The organism is Terriglobia bacterium, assembly GCA_020073495.1.
GTDB lineage: Bacteria > Acidobacteriota > Terriglobia > Terriglobales > Acidobacteriaceae > JAIQFD01.
The window spans coordinates 1-22,862 of sequence record JAIQFD010000008.1 but is presented as its reverse complement, the minus strand read 5'-3'; the positions used below and the strand labels follow the sequence as shown (position 1 = coordinate 22,862).

Sequence of the window (22,862 nt, the reverse complement as noted above, 5' to 3'; positions counted from 1 at the left end):
AGAAAGGTCGAGGCGCGTTTGCGCCCGGGTTTGTACACAGCATGGTTGTCCTGCTCACCATTCTCCACGTCGTCGTCTGTTTCTTCCTGATCGTCGTCGTACTGCTGCAAAGCGGCAAGAGCGCCGACATCGCCGCCGCCTTCGGCGGCATGGGCAGCCAGACCGCCTTCGGCCCCCGCGGCGCAGCCACCGTGCTTACCAAGGCGACCACCTGGGCCACGGTGATCTTCATGATCACCTCCCTCTCGCTGGCCATCATCGCCTCCAAGAGGAAGGCCAGTTCCGTTCTCGGCGGCGCCAAGCCCGCGCAAACCCAGGGCCAGACGCAACCCTCCTCCCAGCCGCCGGCGCAAAACCCGGTGCAGGGACAGCCGCAGCAGAACCAGCCGGCCGCCCCTCCGCCGCCGTCGAAGTAAGTTCCAGCTTGAATCGTCGAAGGGCCTCGTTTTCACGCGGCCCTTTTCATTTATCCTGTCTTTGCTGGGTACTTAGTACCGAGTACTGGGTACTTCTTTATGATCCACGAGATCCTGGCCGTCGGCCCTCTCCAGTGCAACTGCTCCGTCATCGGGGACGAGGGCACACGCGAGGCCATCGTCATCGACCCCGGCGATGACGTAGACGACGTCATGGAGTTGGTGCGCCGCCACCGCCTCACCGTCAAGCAGATCGTCATCACCCACGCCCACATCGACCACGTGGGCGGGGCGATGAAGCTCAAGCGCCTGACCGGCGCGCCCATTTTGCTCAACCAGAACGACTATGCCCTTCTGAAGATGTTGGACGTGCAGGCCGCCTGGACGGGCATGCGCCCTCCCGGGCCGGTCGCCATCGACCAGCCCATCGCCGATGCCGATCCGGTCCGCGCCGGCATGCTCTCCGGCACGTTTCTGCACACGCCGGGGCACACCGAGGGCAGCGTCTGCCTCTATTTCCCCGCCGAGAAGATGCTCTTCGCCGGCGACACCCTGTTCGCCGGCAGCATCGGCCGCACCGACCTGCCCGGCGGCTCCTTCGACAAGATCATGGCCTCGCTGCACGGTCCCGTGCTGTCGCTGCCCGACGACACCATCGTCGTCCCGGGACACGGTCCGCTCACCACCATCGGTAATGAGCGCGAGACCAACCCCTTCCTCCTCCGCCGCCCCTGAGCGCAAACAAAAACCCCGGTCCGCCGTGCGGCTGGACCGGGGCATCGTTCTCCTGAGGCTGCTCCGGATCACATGCCGGCGTTGTTATACATGTCGAGGATCTTCGGCGAAATGTACTTCGTGGGAGGCTTGAAGTTAGGGGTCTTCTTGGCGACGCGGAATGCATTCGTCGCTGCGTCCAGCAAACTAGATTCGGTGGCGCCGCCCAGGTGGTACTGTGTCGCCTTCAATGCTCCCATGTAGAAGTTGGCGAGGCCGACTTTCTCGCCCTTGAACTTGAGGTAGTCCTTGAGGTCGCTGTAGGCGTCATCGAAATTCCCCGTGTAATACTCGGTGATGCCTTTGGCAAGCAACTGGTCAGAATCCGAGATCACGCCCGGCGTCTGCGGTTCCGGCGTCGGCTGGGCAGGAGTGGTTGCGGCCTGTTTGGAGAGTTCGTCCAGCGCCGCGATCGCCTCGGCGTTGGTCTTGTCCGCGGTCAGGACCTTCATGTACTTGCCGCGGGCCAAGCTGATGTTACCCTTGGCCTTTGCCGCCCTGGCTTCAGCAAGGGTTTGGGCGACGTCCACCTCGGGCGCGATCTGCTTGACTGCCGCTTCGATCACCCGCACCGTCTGGATCTGCGACACCTTGTTCCCGGCCTCATCCGTGACCCACGCCACCACGTCGTACGTGCCCGCGTTCTTGTACACGTGCGAACCAGTGGCATCGTTCGTGACCGATCCGTCTCCCCACTGGATCAGAGTGCCGATGAGCTTCGTACCGCCCTCGGTCGGGTTCGCCTTGGCATTGACCGTGAGCGCGGCCTGGCCGCTGTTCGGACTGACCTGCAATGCGAGCGTCGGCTTCTTGGCCCGGCGCTCGGCTTCCTTCCTTGTTTCCTCTTCCTTCCGCTTCTGTTCGTCCACTAGGGCGATCGAGACCTTTTCTGCATCCACCGCCTTCTGGATCTTGCCGGTCGGATCTCCGGGACCGTCGGCCTTCAGTTTCGCGGCTTCCTGATAACTATTTCGGGCAGCACCGTAATTCTTGCCGTTCAGGAGCCTGTCACCCTCGGCCATTGCCTGCTCGTACTGCTTGATCTTGTTCAGCAGATCCTGTGCTTCTCCGGCTTTGGAGCTCGATCCGGGAATCTGACTCAATGCAGCCTTCGCTCCCGTGAAGTCGTTCTTGGCGTAACCCTGCTTGGCTTCCTGTAGTTTTTGCGCCGCCAGTTTGTCCCGATCCCCTTCCGTCTTCATCTGGGGGATCTTCACTTTCACGTACTGTTGGGCTTCGTCGTATCGTTTGCAACCGGCTTTGACGTTCCTCAGCTTCTGCTCGGCATCATCGAACTTGCTCTGATTGATGTCCTGCATCGCATCGCTGAATCGACTCTCGCAGCGCGCCTGTTCCTTGTCCGCCTCCTTCGTCATGACGGAACACATCATCTTCGCCTGCGGGTAGTTCGGATCCAGATCGGCTAGCTCGCAGTAGGCGTTTTTCGCCTCGAAGACATTTCCCGCCGCGGCCGCGGCTTTCCCTTTCTGGTCTAGTTCGGATTTTTTGTCCGCATAGGCCGCCAGCGGCGCCATGGCCACCAGGACCAGCAGCATCCAGATTCGCCCTTTACTTCGCATTGACGATCTTCTCCACATCGAGTTGCTCGAACACTGGCGTGACCGATCCCGTCGACGTCTCCGAAATCTTGGTCTTCTCCATCTTCTCCTGACCGCCAGGACCCAAAACGACGATCTCGTACTCGCCCGGCGGGAGCCTTAACAGAATGGGGGTTTGGTTATTCGGTTCCTTTTCGTACGACTTCACGTATCCCGGTTTGCAGGCGCCGGGCGCCGCCTGGCTTGTACAGCGGGCTAACTTGACGGCACCCCAAGGAATGGCGTTGACTTTCACCGAAGCCGTACTGGGAGGGGGAGGCGCAATCCTGTCCCTGAGAAGATAGGCAAGCACCCCAATAACAGCCAGAACGACCACGCCAATGACGATCATCATCACCGGCGACTTCTTTGGCGGCGGCGGCACGACCACTGGCGCGCGATGGGGTGCCGCGGCGCCGCGCGCCGCTGCCGGGGCCGTTGCAGCATCGACCGACCCCGCCACCATGGTCTGCGACATGTCTACAGAGCCGGCGACCATGGTCTTGCCCATCAGTTCCTGTTCCTTCTGCAGGCGCGAGGCGCCCTTCTCCGCGTCCGCCTTCAGGGCGTTGTACTGCTGTTGCAGGTCGGCCGGCGCCGCCGGCACCAGCGGCCCGGCGGCATGCAGCGATCTCAGTGCCGCCCCGTATTGCCTCGAGAGCAGCAGGGTGCGCGCATCGCGCACCGCCTTGTCCACGACCTGCCGCGCCATGGAGACCTTTTTGCTTTCGATGTCGGCCAGCGCAGCCTTGATGTCGGGCGTCTCCCCGTAGGTCTTCTTGCAGGCGTCGATGATGTCGATGGCCCGGGCGAAGTCGCCCTTCTCGATCGCCCCTTTCGCCTGCTTCACCGCGCCGCCCACCGCGCGCACCATGTCCTGCTCGCTGCGCGCCTTCTCCAGCAGGTTGGTGAACTCAGGCGAGCGTGCGTAGGACTTCGGCAGCCCCTCCATGAAGGCAACCGCATCGTCCACCTTGCGCGTTTCCAGCAGCTTCTGCGCCTTGGCGATCGCTGTATGGATCTTCTTGCTGGATTCCTCCATGTGCCGCTTGGCGTCCGCCAGCAGCACCTTCAGCTCGTCGACCGGGGCCTCCTTGAGCGCCGCTTCCAGCACCACGACCGCCCGGTCGTACTCCTCCTCCGCCATCAGCCGTTGCGCTTCCGTCGTCGCCGTTTCTACCTTCCGGTTGCGCGCCTGCTGCACCGCTTCGTCCCGGGCGTACTGCAGCAGGTCGTTGATCTCGGCCGAGCCTTCGATCTGCGCCTGCGCCATCTCCAGCACCATCACGGCCCCGTCGTAATCCTTCTTGCGCAGGCACTCCTTGGCTTTGGCGATGAATTCGTCCTTGGTGCGATCGCTCTTCTCGCGCTCGGCGCTCTCGCGCACGATCGCCAGCAGCGACTGCAGCCGCGAGTCGCCCGCCGCTCTTTGCGCAGCGCCTTCCAGCAGCGACAGCGCCTCCGCCGCTTTCCCCGAATCCAACAGCTTGCGCGCCTTGACGATCTGTTCCTCGACGAACTTCTTCTTTTCGCTCGTTTCGCGCTGTTTGTCGGCGAGCGATTTCAGCTTCAGCAGGCCGGGATCGCTGGGGAAGCGCTGCAACGCTTCGTCCGCCTTGGCGCAGGCCAGGACGTGGTCATCCCGGTTGAGCGCGTCTTCGATCTCCGCGGCCGCCTTTTCCAGCTCCCGGCGGCGACTCTCCTGGTCCCGCCCCGAGGACGCCAGGCTCATCAGCGTGTGCAGCTCCGGGCTCGCCGGATCGATCTCTTCCGCTTGCTTCAGCACTTCGAACGCGGCCGTGTATTTGCGCGACGTGATGTCGCGGCGCGCCCCGTCCAACAGGCCCTGTAACTGCCTCTGCTTCGAGTGCTCGGCCAGTTCGCGTGTGATCGCCGCCTGCAGCGCCTTGGCCTGGGTGTTGTCGGGATCGACCGCGATGGCCTCTTCCACCGCCTTAATCGCCATTTCCAGGTCTCCGGCCTGCTGCGCCGCTTCCGCCTTGCGCAGCCCCGCCACCGCCTTGTCCCTCTTGTCCTTGGCGGACTTGACCAGCTCGCGCAGGTTGATCAGCTCGGTGTTGGTCTTGTCCAGCGAGAGCGCCTGTTCGACGTACGCCAGCGCGTCGTCGTACATTTTCTGCGCAAACGCGTCTTCCGCATTCGACCGGAGCTGCCGGATCTGCTCGCCGCGCACCTGCTTCTGCATGCGCTGCTGCACTTCGTGCATCAGCTCCTTGGCCACGGTGTGCTGCGTGTCCACGCGCAACACCTGTTGCAGCAGTTCCTTGGCCTTCTGCAGGTCCTGCCGCTCCATCATGTTGCGCGCCCGGTCCACGTACTCGCTCACCACCTGTTTCTTGAGCTGTTCCTGGACCCGGCCCAGGTCGAAAGCGAAGTCCTCCGCCGTCGCGTACCGCTCTTCGCGATCTTTGGCCAGCGCTCTCTGGATGACCTCGTCGAGGTCCGGCGGGTAGTTGGTGAGGAACTTGTTCAGCGAGGGCGGCTGCTCGTGGATGATCTTCAGCAGCGTCGACGCCATGTCGTTGCCTTCGAACGGCAGCGTGTAGGTCAGCAGTTCGAACAGCATCACTCCGGTCGACCAGATGTCCGTCCGCCCGTCCACCACCTGCGCGTTGATCTGCTCCGGAGACATGTAGTGGATCGTGCCCACCACCTGCCCGGTGCGCGTCAGGCTGGTGTCGCCCAGCCGGGCAATGCCGAAGTCCACCAGTTTGCAGGTGCCGTCCTTCAGCACCATCAGGTTCGCCGGCTTGATGTCGCGGTGCACCAGGCCGCGCTGGTGCGCGTAGTTCAGTCCGTTGCAGGCCTGGATGATGTATCCCAGCTTCTCCACCATGGAGAGTTCGCGCCGCTGCTGGATCATCTTGTCCAGCGGCTCGCCTTCCAGGTATTGCATCACCATGTACGGGTTGCCGTCCTGGTCGCCCAACTCGTACACGATCACGATGTTGGGGTGCTCCAGCATGCCCGTGGCCTGGGCCTCGCGGTAGAACCGTTTCAGCAGGTCGGGGTTATCGGCGAAGCCCCCCGTCATCATCTTGATGGCGACCAGGCGGCCGATGCGGTTGTCCATCGCCTTATAGACGACGCCCATGCCGCCCTTGCCCAGGACTTCGATGACGTCATACTTACCGATTTTGGTGACTGTTGGACCTGCCATGACTGCCTATTGGGCCACCTTCAGAAGTTGTCCCCCAACCAGAACCGTCGCTCCCGTAGGCACTGGGGCCTTGCCCCTCACCTTGATGAACGTTCCGTTCCGGCTTCCCACGTCCTCGAGAAAGAAATTCTCCCCCCGCTGGTACACCTTGGCGTGCGCCCGGCTCATGAATCCGTCCTCCGGGAAGATGTACGTCCCCCGGTTGCGCCCCCAGGTGATTTCCTGGTCCAGCAGCGGAAAACGGCTATTTTCGTCCACGCCTTGCGGTGTCACCGCCACGAACTCCGCCACCGGCTCCTTGATGATCGACGAGATCTCTGTGATGGCGGTGCCGGTCGCCGTCGCCGCGGCCAACGCTTCGGTCTTTTCGCGGAACTGGAATACCTGCCGGCCCATCATGATCACGTCGCTGTTCTGCATCATGTAGGTGGCGATCAGCCGCACGAAGATGCCCTTGCCCCCGCTCATATCCTCGACGTAGAGCTGTCCGCGCTCCACGAAAAACTTGGCGTGCGCCTCCGACATCTGCGGGTCCCCGGCAAACTTCAGGTCGCCTTCCACCCTTCCGATGGTCAGCTTGCCGTTCTTCAGATCGTGCTCCGAGCCCACCGAGCCGTCCTTGCGGATGTGCTGCAGCTTGAACTGCGGCATCACGACTTTGAACTTCGCGTCGCTGGTGACGACCGTGTGCGCCGACGCCGGCCGCGCCTTCCGCTTCTCGTCCCAGATGACCTCGAACAGGTCGCGGTCGCCTTCCTTGCCCTTCAGCGCGTAACGTCCCAGGTAGGCGATCTTGAACAGGTTCAGGGGGGCGACCTGCACGTTCAGTGTGTCGGAGATGACGATCTGTTCCGGCGATGCCACGCTTTCCACGCGCGACGCCACGTTCACCACGTCGCCGAACACATCGTTGGACTTCACCAACCCCGTCCCGTGATTGAGCCCGATCCGGATGAATACGTGGTCTTGTTCCGGCTTGGGCGCGTTGAACCCGATCAGCGACTTCTGCATCTCGATCGAGGCCCGCACCGATTCCGTGCAGTCGTCGAAGATCGCCATGATGGCGTCCCCGATCTCCTTGACTACGCGTCCCCCATGCTTCTCCACGATCTGGCGCAGATTGTCGTTGCACTGGTGCACCATCATCAGGCCGGCCACGTCACCGTATTTCTCGAAGTACGCCGTCGATCCCTTGATGTCGGTGAACATCACCACCACCGTGCGGCGGAACTTCTCCAGTTGCGCCTGCATCTCGGCTTGCGCCTTCGACGACTGGATGATCTGGGTGACGCTTTCCTGTGGCATGGTTCCGCTTCTACGCCCGGGGGACGGCGCTGTCGCTTGAATCACTACCTCGTTGAGCCCAAACACTTGTGCGCCGCGATGCTCCGGCATCGTGGGGACCCGCAGACTTCTCCCGCTGACCCCCGTGAATGCACAGCCGGAGGAGCGTCACGGCACTCACTTGTGTGGCCTAAAATACCATGGAAATATAGCACTTAAAAGCAATATTGCGCCCTTTCACCAGCCCTCGGACTTTCGTAACCATCCGGGTATCTCTCTTGTCTCCAACTGGTTACCCCGGGGAGCATGGGCCCCGCACAAGCCTTGGCAGCCCCCTCTCTTACACCCGGAATCGCCCTTGAGAGTTGTGTCTCGAAGCGTAACCCTCGGCCCCGGTTACTTAGAGATGAATCAACACTCTTCGCACTCCTTCCGCAAACAGCTCCACCCGCGGGATAAGGCTCAGAACAATGTATCCCTCAGAGGGAAAATCGTAGAAATGGCCAGGGTGCACCACCACGCCCTCCCGCTCCAGGATCTGGATCGCCAACTCCTCATCGGGACGAGTGGCTGGTACCCGCACCACGGCGTACCAGCCCGCCTCCATCTCCAGCCGCCGACACGCTTTTTGCCCTGCCAGTTGGCGATCCAACTCCGCCAGGTTGGTCCGCACGCGATCACCGATCTGTCCTTGCGCCTGCCGCCGATCTCGCAGCAGCTCGGGGAGAGCCAATTGCACCGCCGTGCTCACCGACAGGTAGGTATCCGCGATCACCTCCAGCCGTTGTAAAGCCTCGTCCCGTGCGGCTTTTGGGCCGCTTACCACGATCCATGATAGCTTGACCTGCGGCAGCGCTGCGACCTTCGACAACCCGCTCATGGTGAACGTGAGGGCGCCCAGGTTGGCCGCAAACGTGAAGGGGGCAGCGCCGGCGATGGCGTAATCCAGGAACACCTCGTCGGCAACCAGTGCTAACCCGCGCTCCGCGCTGATGTTGCTGAGACGGTCGCGCTCTGCCGGCTGCACGTACGAACCGGTCGGATTGTTCGGGTGCACCAGCATCAGCGCTCGCGTCCGCGTCCCCAGCCCTTGCTCCAGCGAATGGAAGTCGAGCTGCCAGCCGTGGTCATACAGCAGGGGATACAGAACCAGCCTCACATCCTGAATGGAGGCCAAATAGTCGAACAGCGGGTAGCTGGGCACTCCGACCAGCACTTCGTCGCCCGGATTGCAGAGCAGGCGGAAGAGAAACGAGTAGGCCTCGCTGGTGCTGGAAGTCAGAACGATCGTGTGTGGCGGGACGTTGGCGCCCATCTCGCCGTAGTACCCCGCCACCGCTTCCCGCGCCGCCGCCAGGCCCAGCGCCTCCGGCCGGTACTCCAGGCCGCGGGGGTCCGCCAGGCTCTGCAGTAGACCCCCCGGATACCGCAGCCCAACCCGCGTCGGGTTCGATTCGGTCAGATCGAGCAGCTCGCGTCCGGCGTTCCGCGCTCGCTCCAGCGCGGCGCTGAAGCGGTTGGGCGCGAGCTCCCATCCCGTGCGGTCGGCGAACATGGCGCAACCCGCACTGTACTCGTCAAGCGGCTCCCCCGGCAACCCTGGCCCAGGCTGCCGCGCCCCTCAACATCGTGCCGTTCTGTCGTTGTGTGTTGGGTCCGGCGATCGCCGGTGGCGATGACGAGCGACTCAGCGCCCGCCATCCGCGCTCACTGCTGGGGAGCGGGCGTGCTGGTCGAAGCAGGAGGCTGCGGGGGATTGTTGGGCGGAGGAACCAGGCTGGGCAGGAGATCGCTTGCGATCTTTTTCGCAACCGCTTCCGGCGGCGGTGGCGACTCCGTTTTTTGCGGCGCCCCCGCCGCTCGACGCTCCAGCGCCGCTGGCCGCGCCGCCGGCTTCGCCGCTCTCACGCCCGGACTCGCCGCTGCTTTTGCCGGGGCTGGCTGGGACGCATCCGAGACCGGCTTTGCCTCATTCACCGCCGGACTATGTGCCGGCTGCGCGCCCGGCTGCACCAGCGGTTGCGTGAAACGCGGGAGTGCTGTCGGCGCCGTCATTGCCCACTGATATTCTCGCCACTGCTGCCACGCGATCACTCCCAGCAGCAGCAGGATGGCCACCAGAAGGTACGGATTATTCTGGTAATGGTGATGGTGGTAGTGATGGTGGTGGTGCTTTACGTTAGTTTCCGTGGCCGTCATGGTCGCGGGCTGCGGCTCCGGGTCAGTCGAGCGCCGCTGCGGCACCACCGCATCTTCCTTCGCCGCGCCACACATACCGCAGAACTGGTTCTCGGGCGGATTCGTGTGCCCGCACTCGGCACACTCATAGCCCTCGCCAGCATAGCCCTCGCCAGCCTCCCCTTCCGGCGCTTCCGCACGCAGCACCGGCGTCCTGGGGAACGGCACGACCGCCGTGTCCTTCTCCGGACGGCGTGTCCGGTACATCTCCACCATCTTGTTGAAGGCGCGGTCCAGTTCGGGATTCTGGACGTCATCCTCCCCGCGAACCGTCTTTTCCCGCTGCTCAGGCGGCACGCTGCGGTACGCCGCCGCGATCTTTGAAGCCAGGTCCTTCCCTGGCGGGGGACCCGGCATCGGTTTCTTATCTTCCGCCACCGTCTTCCCTTGTGCCTTTCCTGCCTGCTCGATGTACCTTGTGGGAACGGGTTCTCCTGCCCACGCTGTGGATGCAGCAGGCCTATCGGTTGATACTGCGCCCCTCCACCAGGGGTGTCAACATTACCGGTACGCGAAAAGTAACCATCCTACCCCTATAATCGCTGGGGATGCGCTCCTCCACCTCGATCGAGCATGGCCCCCCAGCGGCTGCCTCTGTCCCGGGCCATGATGTGCCCTGGCGCGCGTTTGTTCGCCGCTTCCTGGGGACGCTGGCCGCAGCCCTGCTGTTTACCGCCGGTCTCAATTACCTGGTCAATCCGGAGTCCAACTACTCCATCGAGATTCTCCCACCGCTCACCTGGAACACCCGTCCCGCCAAGGCGCGCATGATGGAGCAGGCGCAGCCGCGCTCGCAGGCGCTGATCCTGGGATCGTCGCGCATCATGAAGATCGAGCCCGCCATGGTCGAGCGCCTCACCGGCCTGCCCGCCTTCAATGTCGGCGTCAACACCGCCATGACGGAGGACTACTACATCCTTTTGCGCTACGCCGTCGAGCGCGCCCACCTCCCGTTGAAGCTGGTGATCATCGGTGTGGATGTGGACGCCTTCCACAATCGCGAACCCCTCGACAACTACCTCCTCCAGCCCAATCCTCTCGCCAGCTACTTGCAGAAGGGTGAGGCCCGCCACGCCCAGTGGAAGCGTTTCACCACGCTGTTCAATGGCTATCAGACCAAGCTGTCTTTCGTTTCCCTGTGGGACTCGCTTATCCACAAGCGCAAGGCGGCCTACCACTTCGAGGCCGACGGATACCTGCATTTCGACCAGTACGAAGCCGAGCGGGCCACCGGCCATTACGATCTCGAGGGTAAGATCTCGGCCAACGTGGAGCAGTATCTCCGCCGTTACGAGGGCTTCGACAAGCTCTCGCCCGAGCGTCTCGACTACTTCGACCGGACGCTCCGCTACGGTCGCGATCACGGTTTCCGCATGATCGTCTTCCTCACCCCCACGCACCCGCGCCTCATCGCCGCCCTCCAGGCCCGCGACTATGCTCACCGCCAGGAGGAGGTCCTCGCCGCTGTCAAGAGTCGGTGCGCCCAGTACGGCGTGCCCTTCCACGACTTGAGCACGCTCGACACGTTCGGTGGACTTCCCCAGGACTTCTTCGACGGCATCCACCCCAATGAGGTCAACTCGGCCAAGATCACGAATGTCCTGCTCGCGCCGGGATCCTGAGCAACGCCCAAGGGCGTACAAGGAATCCCGAATCTTGAGCCACCATTCGGGGACCCAATCGTCCGCTCAAGCGAGTCAGCCTCTCCGAAGACGGTTGTATATCCGGATATGCGTAACCGGTGAGAAGGGCTGTTCTCAACAGTTATCGCACAATGGGCATCCTTTGGCGGATAATACGGTTGGAATGCCGTTCCGTCAGATGAAGCCCGCGACACTGGGGTCGCGTTATGCCGCGATGCTGCTGGTCGTTACGGCTGCGGTCATTGTCGGCTATCCAGCAGTCTTGCCATCAGCGCAAGAACGCGAAAACGTACCCACAGTGGACGTGAGCTACCCCGACTTTACATATCCGTCCGAGCCCTGCACGTTTACTCTCCGGCATTTCCGCAACATGCGTACTTACATATGGTACGGGCATCGAGTGAGAGATTCTGGGACTCTGCGGCACGGCAAGTATGAGCGCAAATGGACTCCTGCACGTGGCTACAGTGGTGCTGAGTTGGTATGGCTTCGCGTGCCAAGAAGCTCAAGACCGGATAGTGAACTTGCCGTTGTGTTGTACAGTTGGGACTGGGTAGGCGGCAGTTCGAGCCAATCGGATGTCGTTCAGGTGTTCGGATGTAGAGATGACCACCTAGTAGTCCTCCAGCAAATCTCAAACGACGCGCACGGCCTGCAGGGAGGTGTGAACTACGACGTACGTATTGGCGTTCTCACAATTAAGTCGGTGCGCTACGGCTCCGGGGCGCACTGCTGTCCGGAGAAGCTCGACATCGTCAGTTTCAGGTGGACTGGCGCCAAATTTCATCGCGTCGCATGGAAAACGGTGCCTATGCCCAAGTAGCACCCGTTGCGGTTTGGATACCAGAAAGAACGGTTCCCGCATTCGAAACTGTCGATAAATCCTCTTATCACCAGTTACGGGGCGAGACACGGGGTTGCCGGCCAAACCGGTGAGAAGGGCTGTTCTCAACAGTTATCAGCAAAATCGCGAAAGCTCTGTGCTCACTTTTCTCGTCGTATCTAAGCCTGGATTTGCAATGCTGGCGACGTCTTACGGATCATCTCTAGGAGAAGTACCCGGTCAGGCTTGAGCAGTTCGGCGACGCGTTCCTTGCTGACCTGCGCGACGATGATTTGTCCGATCTCGGTATGCACATCCGAGAAGATCCCCAAGCTCTTCATCTTTTGTGTCTGAAACTCGTTGTCCTCGGTCGGGGTGACGTAGTGCACCGCGCTGGCATTGTAGCGGTGGATCAGGAACAGTTGGACGACCGTCATCAGACGCTTTTTTCGGAGCGGCGGGAGCGTATTCTGGTCGCGGATCGAGAGCATTCTGCGGCCGCGACGATCTTGGAGGTGTGCGAAGATGATATTGGCGAGCCTCTCCCCGCTGGGCTCGTTCAGCACACTCAGCTCCAACAGCTCCAAACCGGCTGTGTGCGGACGTAGCTGGACGCGAATTCTTGCCGGATAGTCCCAGTGCTTGCTCCACTCCGCGAGCCACTCCTCCAGCAGCCTGGTCGGGACTTCGGTCTGAACCAGGTGCTGAAACTGCGTCGACCCCTTGCCCATCGCCTTCGTCGCCGCGGTGCGGCCCGACGAGGCCATCAACGCGGCGTCCAGCCGTGGTCCTCCGACTAGGGTCTGCGGCGTCCGATACGGTGACTCCAGCAGTCTGAACGTGCGCTGCAAGCGCGCCATCGCCAGCATCCCGTCCTGCTTCAATGCGGCCGCGAACTCCTCGGCAGCCAAGCCGTCGATCTGGTGGCCACCGTAGGTGATGAAGTTGAAGACGAAGCCGAGTTTCCCGAGTTCCTCGGGGAACCGCTTCATCTCCTCGTCGGTCATACCCGTGGTGTCCCAGTTGAACGACGGCGACAGGTTGTACGCCAGCATCTTGTCCGGGTACTCCGCGTGGATGGCGTGTGCGAACTTCGTGGCGTCCTCGAGATTCGCCGTCTTGGTCTCCATCCACAGCACGTCGGCGAAGGGCGCCACAGCCAGCGACTTGGCGATGGCGTAATCGATCCCGGCTTGAATCTGATAGAAGCCTTCGGGAGTCGTAGGCAGCTCGCAATCCCAGATCACCTGGATGCCCATCGACTTCGCTCGCTCGTGTACCTCGTAGAAAGAAGCCCGTTTCGAGAACGCCAGCCATTCCTCGACGGTCATGTCGAAACGCTCGCCCTCGTCCGTGCGGGACTCCATTACCTCGGCGACCGCCAGCCCATAGGTCTTCAGCCCGGCTTCCGCCTGCCAGAGCTCCACATAGCGCGTGTCTATCCTGTCCAGTGCTGCGTCGAATTCGGTCGCCGACCCAGTCCTGAGGACCTGGACACTCTCCGCGATCATCCCCATGAGCCCAACCCGCTCGAGCCAGGCAAAGGCCGCCAAGTATTCGGCCTCGGACACGGCAAACAGCAGGTGTCCGCGGGCCTCCTCGACCCCCAGTTCGAACAGCTTCCTCAAGATGGCTAGATAGCCGGCCTTGTAGCTGGGCAGCTCGACGTTGGTGGCGCCGAGGATGAAGGGCTGATCTCGCTCGTCGCTCCGATTCTCGAGGAACGTCGCTGATTCGGCATCCGTTCGGGCCACAAGGATGCCCGGGACCCGCATGATGTCAAGCTGCAGGCGGGCAGCGTTGAGGCGCTTGATCTGCTCGTCCTCGGCCACAAGCACCTTCCCGCCCTGGTGGCCGCACTTCTTCGCTCCAGGCTTCTGGTCTTCGAGGTGGTAGGCCGGCACCCCGACTTCGACCAGGCGGCGGATCAGATTGCGTACATGCGCGTCCCCGCCGTGACCGGTGTCGGCGTCGGCGAGTATGAAAGGCCGATAGTCGATGACCGGGGTCGCCTTGCGCTGTTCTTCGGTCATCCGCATGCGCGCGAAGTGTTGGTTCTTGTCGGCGGCAAGAAGTGCTCGCACCAGTCCGGCGGCCTCGTCCGGCACCTGGCTGAGCGGATAGCTGGCCAGGTCCGGACCCGGATCCTCTGACAACGATCCCCTGGCCGACGTCGCCCAGCCGCCCAGGTAAATGCCTTCCATCCCAATCCGCTTCATCATCACCGCCTGGCCAGGCGAATAGGGACCGAAAGTAGTGATCTGCCCGCGCTGTTCGAAGAGTTCGCGCAACCGCGCGTAGAACCCCTCGGCTGCCCGTCGCGCTACGGTGTAGTCGCCGGAAATCGTGCCCTGCTGCTCGGCCACCTGGCGCGGGGAGTAGAGACGGACGATGCCGGCGAACCGGGGGCTCGAGAACCATACCTTCGCAGCCGCGACCTGCTGGTCGAACATCGTCATAGTCGTTTCCTGGCTCTCGGTGCTGGTGACCGAGATTCGCTTCTTGACCTCGAAAACGGCAAAGATTGTACACCCAGTCCGCTCTCCTGCACGCTGGTCCCGACCAACCACCCAAATGAACGCGCGCCACGCATCCGAGGGGGACAGTCTCTGGTCGGGCTGAAAAGGGCTGTTCTCGACAGTCATCCGGCAGGAAAAGCCTTTGCCGCGCGGCGGGTTGCGACAGAGTGCAACACTTCTGCTCTACGACCACAGTGGGGTCACTTGAATACGAAGATTACGGAATTGATCGTTCCGGTTGAGGCGGGTTCATACTTCCAGGCCTTCACCGATTCCACGACTGCCTGAACCAGCAAGGGATGTCCGCGAGCGTCGATTCTCTTGATCGTCCCATTCGGTGCTATGAAGAGGTCAGCCTTGACTGTGCCGGTGATTTTCAGTTTCTTCGCCAGCGCGGGATAGGCTGGTCCCGTACCCGCCGTGAGCTTGCGATCTCTTGTTCCTCCCCAGCTCCATCCCGGGGACAAGACGATTACAACTAAAGTTGAAGCAAGCGCGAAATGAAGCCAGCGACGGACTGCAGGTCTCTCCCGAGTGCGCCGTCGGAGTTGATTCGCGATGCTACAAGCGTTCAATCTCACTCCTCTGTTCGGTTGTCAAGGTTGCGAACGCGAGACCGTACCTGTAGCTGTGCCGATTCCGCACGATGGCTTCCAGTTTAAGTTGCCGCCCCGATAGCAGTACGAACTCTATGACTACACGCTCGCCGACATTCAGATCTGTCGCGACAAAAATAGCCATTCCTCCGATGCTGATGTCTTCTCCCCGGCCAAAAATCACCGACCTCTTCTCGTCTGGAAGGGTGATCCGTACCCGGATATCGATTGGTTGTCGAACCGACGAACGCTTTTCGGCAATCATTTCAGCCATGGGCATTCCGATCAGCAGGGACTATGTTGAGGTCGCTGCATCTGTAAGCTGCAAGGGCCAACACAGCAGTCCCGTGCCACAGCCGCCGACGTTCACTGCTCTGGTCAATGTTCCCCACAGCCAAGATTGTCATATGGATGTGACCTCAGGGCAATGTACGAAGGTAACGAGAAACCCGGATCCTGCGACTTAGATTCGCGGGGATCTAAGTGCATGAATTCAGGAGGGTTGCGCTGCGTCGTCAGTGTCGGCCTATTTGGTTGGAGCAGCACAGATCGCCGTCATCTGAATCATGGTCAGCGTGGCCGAATGGCGCGCACGACGACTGACCCGAGATTCAGAGGGAACCAGCAGCAGTATGTGGCGAACGTGCAAGGCGTAAGGGGATAACTGTTGATAATGTATGGTCCGCCGCGCGACTGCAAGAAGAAGAAGGCGAAGAACGAAATTCAGTCTGCGCAAATGCATCCGGCCTCTTCGTGGAGATGGTCTCCGGGCCATGATGAGTTCCGCGCGTGCGTAGGGTCATCCGTCACGCAAAGCAGCCACCAGCAGGCGCCGATTCCGTTGTAACCATTGTCATGTGATTCTCAATGGCTACGATCCCGACCGCTGCTCCTCGAGCGGGGCGGCCTCGCGCACCCACCGCCACGTAAACAAGGCTGCGGCCACCATCGCGATGACAAGGCCTCCTATCAGAATCGACCAACCCAGGTAGCGCTCGGGATGGCGGACCAGCAGGACAAAGTGGCGTCCGTAGTGCTCCGCGGCCCAGGCCAGCAGGCTGTAGCGGAGGGCGCGCCCCGCCGCGATCGCGATGAGGTACCGCCGCGGGGGATAGTTCAGAATGCCCGCCGCAGCGAAGACCAGAGTGGCCGGGAACGGTGGGGGAAAAAGGGTGGCGATGATCAGGGTGCCTCCTCCCCACTGGCGGACGAAGTCGAGCAGGCGGCGGACCCCGCCTTGGCCTAAATGGCGCGTAAGGTAAGCCTCACCGGCTTTGCGCGCGATGGAATAGGTGATGAAGGACCCGATCAGCCCTCCGGCGGTGGCGATGAGCGCGTAGTAATACCAGGGCTCGCGGTGCCGCGCGGCCAGGACGACGGTCAGCAGATCGAGACCGCCGAGCGTCGGGACGGGTGAGCCGTCGAGGATGGCCAGCGCGAACAGGCCGAAGCCGCCCAGATGGCGCAGAGCGGCCTGCCAGCCGCTCGCACGCGGCGTGCGCGGTGCGGCCTGCCACAGCAAGCTAGCCAGCTGCCGCCAGGACATTCCCTTCTCCCTAAACCTCGTCGCCGCGTGTTGACGCGGATGAAAGCGGACAGCCCTGAAAACCGCCGGACGCAGAACACGCTAGGGCAAGAAAGTAATGATACTTGGCGTCCCCTGCGGTCGTCAGTAGCACCTGGCTGCACGCAGGAGCCGCCCGGCTGTAGGTGTTGTTCGACAGGGGGTCCAACTTGGAAGATGGGCCATTAGAACTGCCTCGGGGTGCTTGTGTTTATGCATCTCATTTGGGGGAGTCGCGGCTGTTCTGAGCGAACGAACGCCCCTTTTATAGAGTGCCCCAAAACCCATGGCGCAGGGACTTGTAGCAGCGCACGCGGCCGGGATTCTTGTGTTGTCAGCATTGGGCGGCATGAGTACCCCCGATCCCGATAGTGGTCGCTGAGATCGCCACCACAAGATGTGGGGGAGCAGTTCGTAACTGGCGAGAAGGTCTGTTATCTCCGGTTGTGCCGGGTGTAACGCACGCCGACATCTTGCTTGGTCAGGGTCTCATTTCTGGGTGGCTGGGGTAGTGAGCCGCTCGCGGCGGGCCATGAACTCGTCAGCTTCCTTGGGACGGCCGAGATTACGCATGACCTCGGCCAGGGTATACAGTACGCCATTCAACATCGGACTATTCGTCCCGAACCGTTTCTCCCACAACGCAAGGTCTCGACGGTAGTATGGCTCTGCTTTGTCGTACGCTCCCATTTGCGCGTATAGATAACCGAGACTCTCGACCGCCGAAACAATCGAGAAATTGTCGGCCCCTTGCGTTCGCTCCACTAGCTTCAGTGACTCGAGAAACAAGGGCTCAGCTTTCGTGTACTGCTTCCGCGTTAGGTAGAAGCGCCCAAGCGCTGTGAGCGCCCTTGGATAATGGAAATCGGCCTTATTCGGATACGGCTCCCAGATCTTTACGGAGAGTTTCAGCATCGATTCCAGCGCCGGATCGTTGTGGCGAGCGTCGTAGAGGAACGCCATGGCGTCGCAAGCCCGGCCGAATACATTCGGGTCATCGCTGAAGCCGCGCTTTGCTTCGTTGAAGGCTTGCTCTGCGGTACGGAGCGCCTCGTCAGGCCTCTTCATGCGTTCTAGAAAATAGGCCAGGTCCACTTCAGCCAAGACCGCACGGCCATCTCCCGGACCTAGACTGCGGGCGACCTCCACCTCCCGCCTGAGGCTCTTCTCCGCGTCATCGAATCTCCGGTCCTGTTCCGCCCGGAGCGCTTCGTCTCTTAGGACCTCCAGCTGCATCTCAGGGTGCTTCGCGTCCGCGGCGGTGGCGGCCGCCGACGCTTGAAGTTGCTGATCGACAGCGGCGATATCGGCCGTGCGGTTGGCGGCGACCAGCATGTACCTGTACTCACGAAGAACCGCTGTCAGAAGTTCCGCGCTCGTTTCCGGACCTTCGGAAGTCGAGACATGGGTCGCCGCCTGGATCGCTCGTTTGAACAGTGCGTCCGCCTCGTCGAAACGCTTCTCGGACGTGTACACGCCTGCAAGACACATTAGGTAGTAGCCGTAGTGGTAATCGGCATCTTCGCCCGCTTCAGGCGCGAATACCTTGACGGCCGCCTGGTAGACCTCCTCGACTTTGTCCTTCCGGTTCTCGAGCCAGTACACCGAAGCCAGGCTCCAGTACACACCGTGCAACTGACCGCATCCCAGGCTGACGTTCGCGAAGGAGTTCGCTGCCCGGATGAGCAAGCCTTCTGCCTTATCGGCATTCTTCTTCGCCATTTCCATCGTACCGAGATTCTGCAGCGCCAGGCCGTAGTGGCATTCGTCGGGCCCGTCGCGGTCTGTCATTGCCGCGTAACCGGCGATCGCGCGTTCGGTCAAAGGCGCCGCTTCGTCGTACTTCCCTTCCAGGTAAAGGATATTCGCTAGAGCGTCGACCGACTGAAGGACGCGATAATGCGTCGGGGGTAATACCGACTCGCGCGATTTCAACGACTGGCGCAGACGCGGTTCCGCCTCACTGAATTTTTCCATTTTGCGGAGTGCCTCTCCGATCGCCCATTCACTGGCTCCGACCTCCCGCGCACCGAGCTTCTTTCGGTTGGCGATTTCGAGCATTTTCTCGGCGTGAGCGTATGCTCCCTGCGGGTCATCTCCGGTGTAGAAGCGGTTGAACAGATTCATCTCAGCTTCCCAGTCGAGATCGGTAGCGGGCGACGGCTCGTGCTGCGCGAATACGAATGACGAGAACGTTAAGAACAGGATCAGTAGCACTCGATGCATCCAGGCCTCCCGGAAGCTTACAGAATACCTGCGTCTCTGAATTGTGGGCTGTGACTTCCTGCCGCTCCAAGGTAACCAAGGAACTACGACGCTGGGGGTCTCTGTGGGAGTGCTGAAACCCGTTGCTCTGTGCATCCCCACGACACTTGCGGGACAGAACGGTTCCGGGTCGATCTGTGTCGCACCGATTCGCGACGAACCGCCGTCCACCTCAGCTCCCGGATTGTTCTGCAAGTCAGGGAACTTCTCATTCAAGGTTGACTCCCAGAAGCCAGTGTCTTGGCCGAGACAGAAGAGCACCAAGATCGCAGGATTGGACTTGAAGGGTAGCCATCGCGTTCTCATCACATGCGACGGCAAACCGCATCAGTCATTCAGGTTCCGCTCGTCTGAATACAAGGCGGGGAAAGCGTGCCTTTTCCTCAATGACCTATATTGGACGGCGCAGCTATGGGAACCCAAGCAAGCACCATGGTGCAAGTGTGATTAGAAGTCGCTAACTGTTGCGAAATCCCCCTCTCACCAGTAATCGCCTTTCCCGTGGGGCGCTCCAACCCCGCCACAGCTCTCACCTCTGTCACAGTGACGCGCCCGATTACAATGCCGAAAGGTGACCGACTCTTCCGACAAGCCGGGCCGGCACAGCATCGAGGCGGCGCTGGCATCACGCGACACTGGTCTCCTGCGGAAGATCGCGGCAGAGCGGAAGGGACTGACTGACCAGCAGCGGAATGCGCTGTTGCTGGTTGCAGACCTGCTCGACCGGGCGGCTGACAAACGTGGCGGTCAAGCTTGAGAGGGCGCGGCGCTCCCGTTTCGGGATTACTGGTGAGAAGGCCTGTTCTCAACAGTTACCGCCACGGCGCTCGAGTGTAGTCATAAGGTGGGTCTAGAGTGCTGTCATGAAACGCGCGGCCATTTTCATGGTTTACTCACGGGGCTGCTCGTCTCGAATATCAAGAGAAGTGCTTCGAGGAAAACGTGGCTTCCTTGTACTCGGCTTCTGGGGTAGAAAATAGCCGTTTGCCGATGTTCCCCCTGTCGTCCCTCGCCAGCCCCCTCTCTGTCGTTCTCCGTGGGCTGGCGGCCGTCCTCACGGTACTTTAGTAAGTACTAGTACCCTTCACGCATCGTGTTTAATACATGAGTATAAACATGCGCGTCTTAGACGAAGGGGAGTCGCAACCGTAAGAGGTGGAGATACCTACGAGACGGGAAATTGCAGGCAGTCGGCCAACGCCTGGTTGTCACAGGGTTTTTCAACCAACTGCCAGGATATAGGGTAGAGATGAAGCGCGTGACCGGATAAGAACGCCTGGATTCATTCTCGCCAGGGGAGATTTGAAGGAGCAGTCTACGAGCGCCAAGATGAGTTTGGTTTACAAGCTGTCCCTCGCTGCGGTGGTTTTCTGCTTGGTGTTGGTCCCATCGGTTTTGATGGGAGGGCAAGCGCCTTCACCGCACGTTCCGCAGGGAATCGTTTCGGATTGGACGCACCATCATATCCTCTACCCGGATTCGAACGTCCGTTCCGTGATGGCCCGAATCCAAAGAGATCCCCGCTGGGTGCAGCATTGGTATCGCCGCCATCCGGAGGCCAGGTGGCCGGAACGGCAGGGCGGGCGCGGCAAGGCAGGCAAGCGTAGCCGCAGAGACTGGAGCATGCCCCTGTCGGCGACCCCTTCGACCTCTGCGTTCGAGCCGCGGTTCGACTTTACATTCACCATTGGTCCCAACACCGGGTACGGCAGCCTCAGCACAACCGACATTGGCAATGGCCAATACCTCGCCACCGCCGGCACCCTCACCGTGACCGCCGGAGGGGGCGTTGGCGCCTATCCCCTGTATCCAGGTGGGCCCGCCCAAACCACAAGCCCCAGCGGGAGGTTCTTGTACAACGATGTTCTCTACCCCTCCATCAACCCCTCGATCGATAACAACGGGCTTCTCTTCATCGGCAGCGGGTTGGAGACCAACATCTGGAGCAACGGTCCCAATGCTTATGAATTCGATCAGTGGAACGGTACTGGTTATGTCAATGACGCCACGGGAGAACCATTCACCCTGAACGTCGCTCCTGGCGGGGGCCAGACCTTCCCCGCCAAATTTGTGTTTGACGTGACCGCGGCTCCAAGCTGCGCGAGCGACTTCGTGGTGATCGGTATCCCAGCGAACCCCGCGTCGGGCGGTCAAGCCAACATCATCGGAGTGAACAATCTCTATAGCTCGCCCGCCTCAACCGGTTACTGCACCGGGAACGGGCCGACGGTGATGTTCGCCTACGCCTCAGGCACCGGACAGGTGCCGGCTTCCGTGGAGCTCTCACAGAGTGGAACGCAAATTGCTTACGTTGAGAATCTCCCTACGGGCAGCTCCTACTTCCACGTGCTGACCATTGGCACCACGGGAACCAACGGGACCAGCCCGACGGCGGCAGTCGTGCCGGGCGGTGCCGGGGGGAACGACGCCGTGGACCGGAGGGTGCTGCTTTCGCCGGACGGCGGCACCACAAACCAAAGCTCCACAAATGCCGCTTTCGTCGTTTACACACCGAACGATGCCAACGATGTCGCCTACGCCACGACCTATGATTCGGCCGGGAATGGCTCCGGCTACCTATACAAGATCAGCAACGTATTCAACGGCAGTGCAACCCCAACGCTCGTTTGGAGCGTCCCCATCAATGCAGTTCCGTCAACTCCGGTATACGATTCGGTATCGAATAAGATCTTTTTTACGGATGGCAGCGGTCGTATCGATTATGTGACGGACACTGGCACGTCACCGCCGGTTGTTTATAGCGCGGTCCTGGCTAACGGCAGCACGTCCGTGAATCCCGTAACCATCGATAGCACCAATCAGATGGTCTACGCTTCCTTCAATTCCGACGGGACCAACGCCCTGGTCGTGCAAGCCCCCACGAGTATGGCGAGCACCGTCTCCGTACCCGTGGGCACGCAGAGCACGACCTACACAGGGCCGTACTTCCCGGACTTTAACCATGCCTGGTACACCGGATCGGGGACACCGCTCATGTACGTCGCCGGAACCGGCACCGGGACGCTTCCGACCCTCTACAGCGTCGGATTCGACGGCAGTGGCCGGTTGAACCCCAGCGACATTACAACGGCGGCTCTGGCTACCGGCGCGGCGGACTCGTCGCCGGTTACGGAGTTTTACAACGATGCGCTCCAGAAGGACTACATTTTCGTGGGGGTCACGGACCATTGTATAGCTACCACCGGTGGCGGAACCGCAGGCTGCGTCATGAGCCTGGACATCACCGGTGGCTTTCCAACCGTCAATGCCAGCAGCACCGCGCTGGCCGCCGCTGGAGGCACAACCGGCATCATCGTGGATAACGACAGCAGTCTTTCCGAAGCTTCGAGTATTTACTACGCGACCAAGACCGGGGCGACCCTGGTCAAAGCCACGCAGTCCGGGCTGAACTGATGCGAGTGCGCGTTGGCTGCGCGATTCAAACACCACAATCGGCGGCCTGAGGGGCGCTCCATGAGCGTCGCTGGGTCGAAAAATAAAGGTCGGCGGTCTTAGACTGGGCCTGTCCAAATTGTCCGTCGTCAGAACCTGTGAGCCGAGCGTGGGCCCAGGGCCCAAGCTACAGTTCGAGTTCCGGTTCACCCATGGGTTGAGGTTGGCAGCGGCCGAGCTTGTGCGCCAGCCGCCACGCGACTGCAAGAGGAAGAAGTCGAAGAACGAAATTCAGTCTGCGCAAATGTGCCCGGCCTCTTGTGGAGATGGTCTCCGGGCCATGCCTGTCCTGGTAAGAAGCCGAGCGGATCTGGCCTGGCCGCACCCCTCTCGTGGTCCCTGAGATCGGATACACAATCTGTGGAGGAGCATTTTGTAACTGGCGATATGGTCTGTTCTCAACAGTCAGCCGCCGAGCACTCGTTTCTGAGTAGCCCGTTACACGTCCAGTTGACTGCGAGAGCTATCGAGCGGGCCTGAATTGGGAACCGGGTTGCTCGTTTATGCC

General features: G+C 61.2%; 15 protein-coding genes. 5 read left to right on the top strand and 10 right to left on the bottom strand.

Translation table 11 applies throughout. The features are described from left to right. Positions 1-41 precede the first annotated feature (41 nt). Positions 42-416 carry a preprotein translocase subunit SecG gene (secG, locus tag LAN37_16315; protein MBZ5648775.1) on the top strand — a complete coding sequence of 125 codons (375 nt, stop codon included), beginning with the start codon at positions 42-44 and terminating at the stop codon, positions 414-416. A gap of 99 nt (positions 417-515) precedes the next feature. Then, positions 516-1,151, top strand: coding sequence for an MBL fold metallo-hydrolase (locus LAN37_16310; GenBank protein MBZ5648774.1), 636 nt, complete (start codon positions 516-518; stop codon positions 1,149-1,151). A gap of 68 nt (positions 1,152-1,219) precedes the next feature. On the opposite strand, the gene LAN37_16305 is transcribed toward LAN37_16310, so the two are convergent. The 5 genes from LAN37_16305 to LAN37_16285 all read right to left on the bottom strand — a co-directional run bounded on the left by LAN37_16305 (position 1,220) and on the right by LAN37_16285 (position 9,848). Then, positions 1,220-2,788, bottom strand: coding sequence for a hypothetical protein (locus LAN37_16305; protein ID MBZ5648773.1), 1,569 nt, complete (start codon positions 2,786-2,788; stop codon positions 1,220-1,222). After that, positions 2,760-5,969, bottom strand: a complete 3,210-nt coding sequence (locus tag LAN37_16300; protein ID MBZ5648772.1) for a protein kinase — start codon at positions 5,967-5,969, stop codon at positions 2,760-2,762. Before LAN37_16300 ends, LAN37_16305 begins: the two co-directional genes overlap by 29 nt. Before the next feature lie 6 nt (positions 5,970-5,975). Continuing rightward, positions 5,976-7,274, bottom strand: a complete 1,299-nt coding sequence (locus LAN37_16295; GenBank protein MBZ5648771.1) for an FHA domain-containing protein — start codon at positions 7,272-7,274, stop codon at positions 5,976-5,978. Between the two features lie 379 nt (positions 7,275-7,653). Further along, entirely contained in the window at positions 7,654-8,808 is a 1,155-nt protein-coding gene (locus tag LAN37_16290) for a pyridoxal phosphate-dependent aminotransferase (protein ID MBZ5648770.1), read from the bottom strand. A gap of 152 nt (positions 8,809-8,960) precedes the next feature. After that, positions 8,961-9,848, bottom strand: a complete 888-nt coding sequence (locus LAN37_16285; protein MBZ5648769.1) for a zinc ribbon domain-containing protein — start codon at positions 9,846-9,848, stop codon at positions 8,961-8,963. Between the two features lie 191 nt (positions 9,849-10,039). Between LAN37_16285 and LAN37_16280 the strand changes: the two genes are divergently transcribed. Continuing rightward, complete coding sequence (locus LAN37_16280) at positions 10,040-11,113, top strand: SGNH/GDSL hydrolase family protein (protein ID MBZ5648768.1); 1,074 nt, start codon at positions 10,040-10,042, stop codon at positions 11,111-11,113. Between the two features lie 1,023 nt (positions 11,114-12,136). Here LAN37_16280 and aceA read toward each other — a convergent pair. The 5 genes from aceA to LAN37_16255 form a co-directional block, all read right to left on the bottom strand. Then, complete coding sequence (aceA, locus tag LAN37_16275; GenBank protein ID MBZ5648767.1) at positions 12,137-14,416, bottom strand: isocitrate lyase ICL2; 2,280 nt, start codon at positions 14,414-14,416, stop codon at positions 12,137-12,139. 260 nt (positions 14,417-14,676) lie between these two features. Then, the gene (locus LAN37_16270; protein ID MBZ5648766.1) at positions 14,677-15,051 is read right to left on the bottom strand and encodes an energy transducer TonB; all 375 of its coding nucleotides are present in this window, start codon (positions 15,049-15,051) and stop codon (positions 14,677-14,679) included. Continuing rightward, positions 15,038-15,346 carry a PilZ domain-containing protein gene (locus LAN37_16265; protein ID MBZ5648765.1) on the bottom strand — a complete coding sequence of 103 codons (309 nt, stop codon included), beginning with the start codon at positions 15,344-15,346 and terminating at the stop codon, positions 15,038-15,040. Before LAN37_16265 ends, LAN37_16270 begins: the two co-directional genes overlap by 14 nt. A 597-nt stretch (positions 15,347-15,943) precedes the next feature. Continuing rightward, positions 15,944-16,618: a VTT domain-containing protein gene (locus tag LAN37_16260; GenBank protein MBZ5648764.1), complete on the bottom strand. Its 675-nt coding sequence runs from the start codon at positions 16,616-16,618 to the stop codon at positions 15,944-15,946. A 507-nt stretch (positions 16,619-17,125) separates the two neighbouring features. Next, positions 17,126-18,853 (bottom strand): tetratricopeptide repeat protein, encoded by a 1,728-nt coding sequence (locus LAN37_16255; GenBank protein MBZ5648763.1) that lies wholly within the window; start codon positions 18,851-18,853, stop codon positions 17,126-17,128. A 619-nt stretch (positions 18,854-19,472) separates the two neighbouring features. On the opposite strand from LAN37_16255, the gene LAN37_16250 reads away from it, so the two are divergent. Then, positions 19,473-19,658 carry a hypothetical protein gene (locus LAN37_16250; protein ID MBZ5648762.1) on the top strand — a complete coding sequence of 62 codons (186 nt, stop codon included), beginning with the start codon at positions 19,473-19,475 and terminating at the stop codon, positions 19,656-19,658. Positions 19,659-20,230: 572 nt separating this feature from the next. Next, complete coding sequence (locus LAN37_16245; GenBank protein ID MBZ5648761.1) at positions 20,231-22,315, top strand: hypothetical protein; 2,085 nt, start codon at positions 20,231-20,233, stop codon at positions 22,313-22,315. Positions 22,316-22,862 lie beyond the last annotated feature (547 nt).

Bases quoted from the DNA above. Each gene is read 5' to 3' on its own strand.
- LAN37_16300 (MBZ5648772.1), bottom strand. From the start codon at position 5,969: ATGGCAGGTCCAACAGTCACCAAAATCGGTAAGTATGACGTCATCGAA.
- LAN37_16265 (MBZ5648765.1), bottom strand. From the start codon at position 15,346: ATGGCTGAAATGATTGCCGAAAAGCGTTCGTCGGTTCGACAACCAATC.
- aceA (MBZ5648767.1), bottom strand. From the start codon at position 14,416: ATGACGATGTTCGACCAGCAGGTCGCGGCTGCGAAGGTATGGTTCTCG.
- LAN37_16260 (MBZ5648764.1), bottom strand. From the start codon at position 16,618: ATGTCCTGGCGGCAGCTGGCTAGCTTGCTGTGGCAGGCCGCACCGCGC.
- LAN37_16295 (MBZ5648771.1), bottom strand. From the start codon at position 7,274: ATGCCACAGGAAAGCGTCACCCAGATCATCCAGTCGTCGAAGGCGCAA.
- LAN37_16245 (MBZ5648761.1), top strand. From the start codon at position 20,231: ATGAGTTTGGTTTACAAGCTGTCCCTCGCTGCGGTGGTTTTCTGCTTG.
- LAN37_16305 (MBZ5648773.1), bottom strand. From the start codon at position 2,788: ATGTGGAGAAGATCGTCAATGCGAAGTAAAGGGCGAATCTGGATGCTG.
- LAN37_16290 (MBZ5648770.1), bottom strand. From the start codon at position 8,808: ATGTTCGCCGACCGCACGGGATGGGAGCTCGCGCCCAACCGCTTCAGC.
- LAN37_16280 (MBZ5648768.1), top strand. From the start codon at position 10,040: ATGCGCTCCTCCACCTCGATCGAGCATGGCCCCCCAGCGGCTGCCTCT.
- secG (MBZ5648775.1), top strand. From the start codon at position 42: ATGGTTGTCCTGCTCACCATTCTCCACGTCGTCGTCTGTTTCTTCCTG.
- LAN37_16285 (MBZ5648769.1), bottom strand. From the start codon at position 9,848: ATGCCGGGTCCCCCGCCAGGGAAGGACCTGGCTTCAAAGATCGCGGCG.
- LAN37_16310 (MBZ5648774.1), top strand. From the start codon at position 516: ATGATCCACGAGATCCTGGCCGTCGGCCCTCTCCAGTGCAACTGCTCC.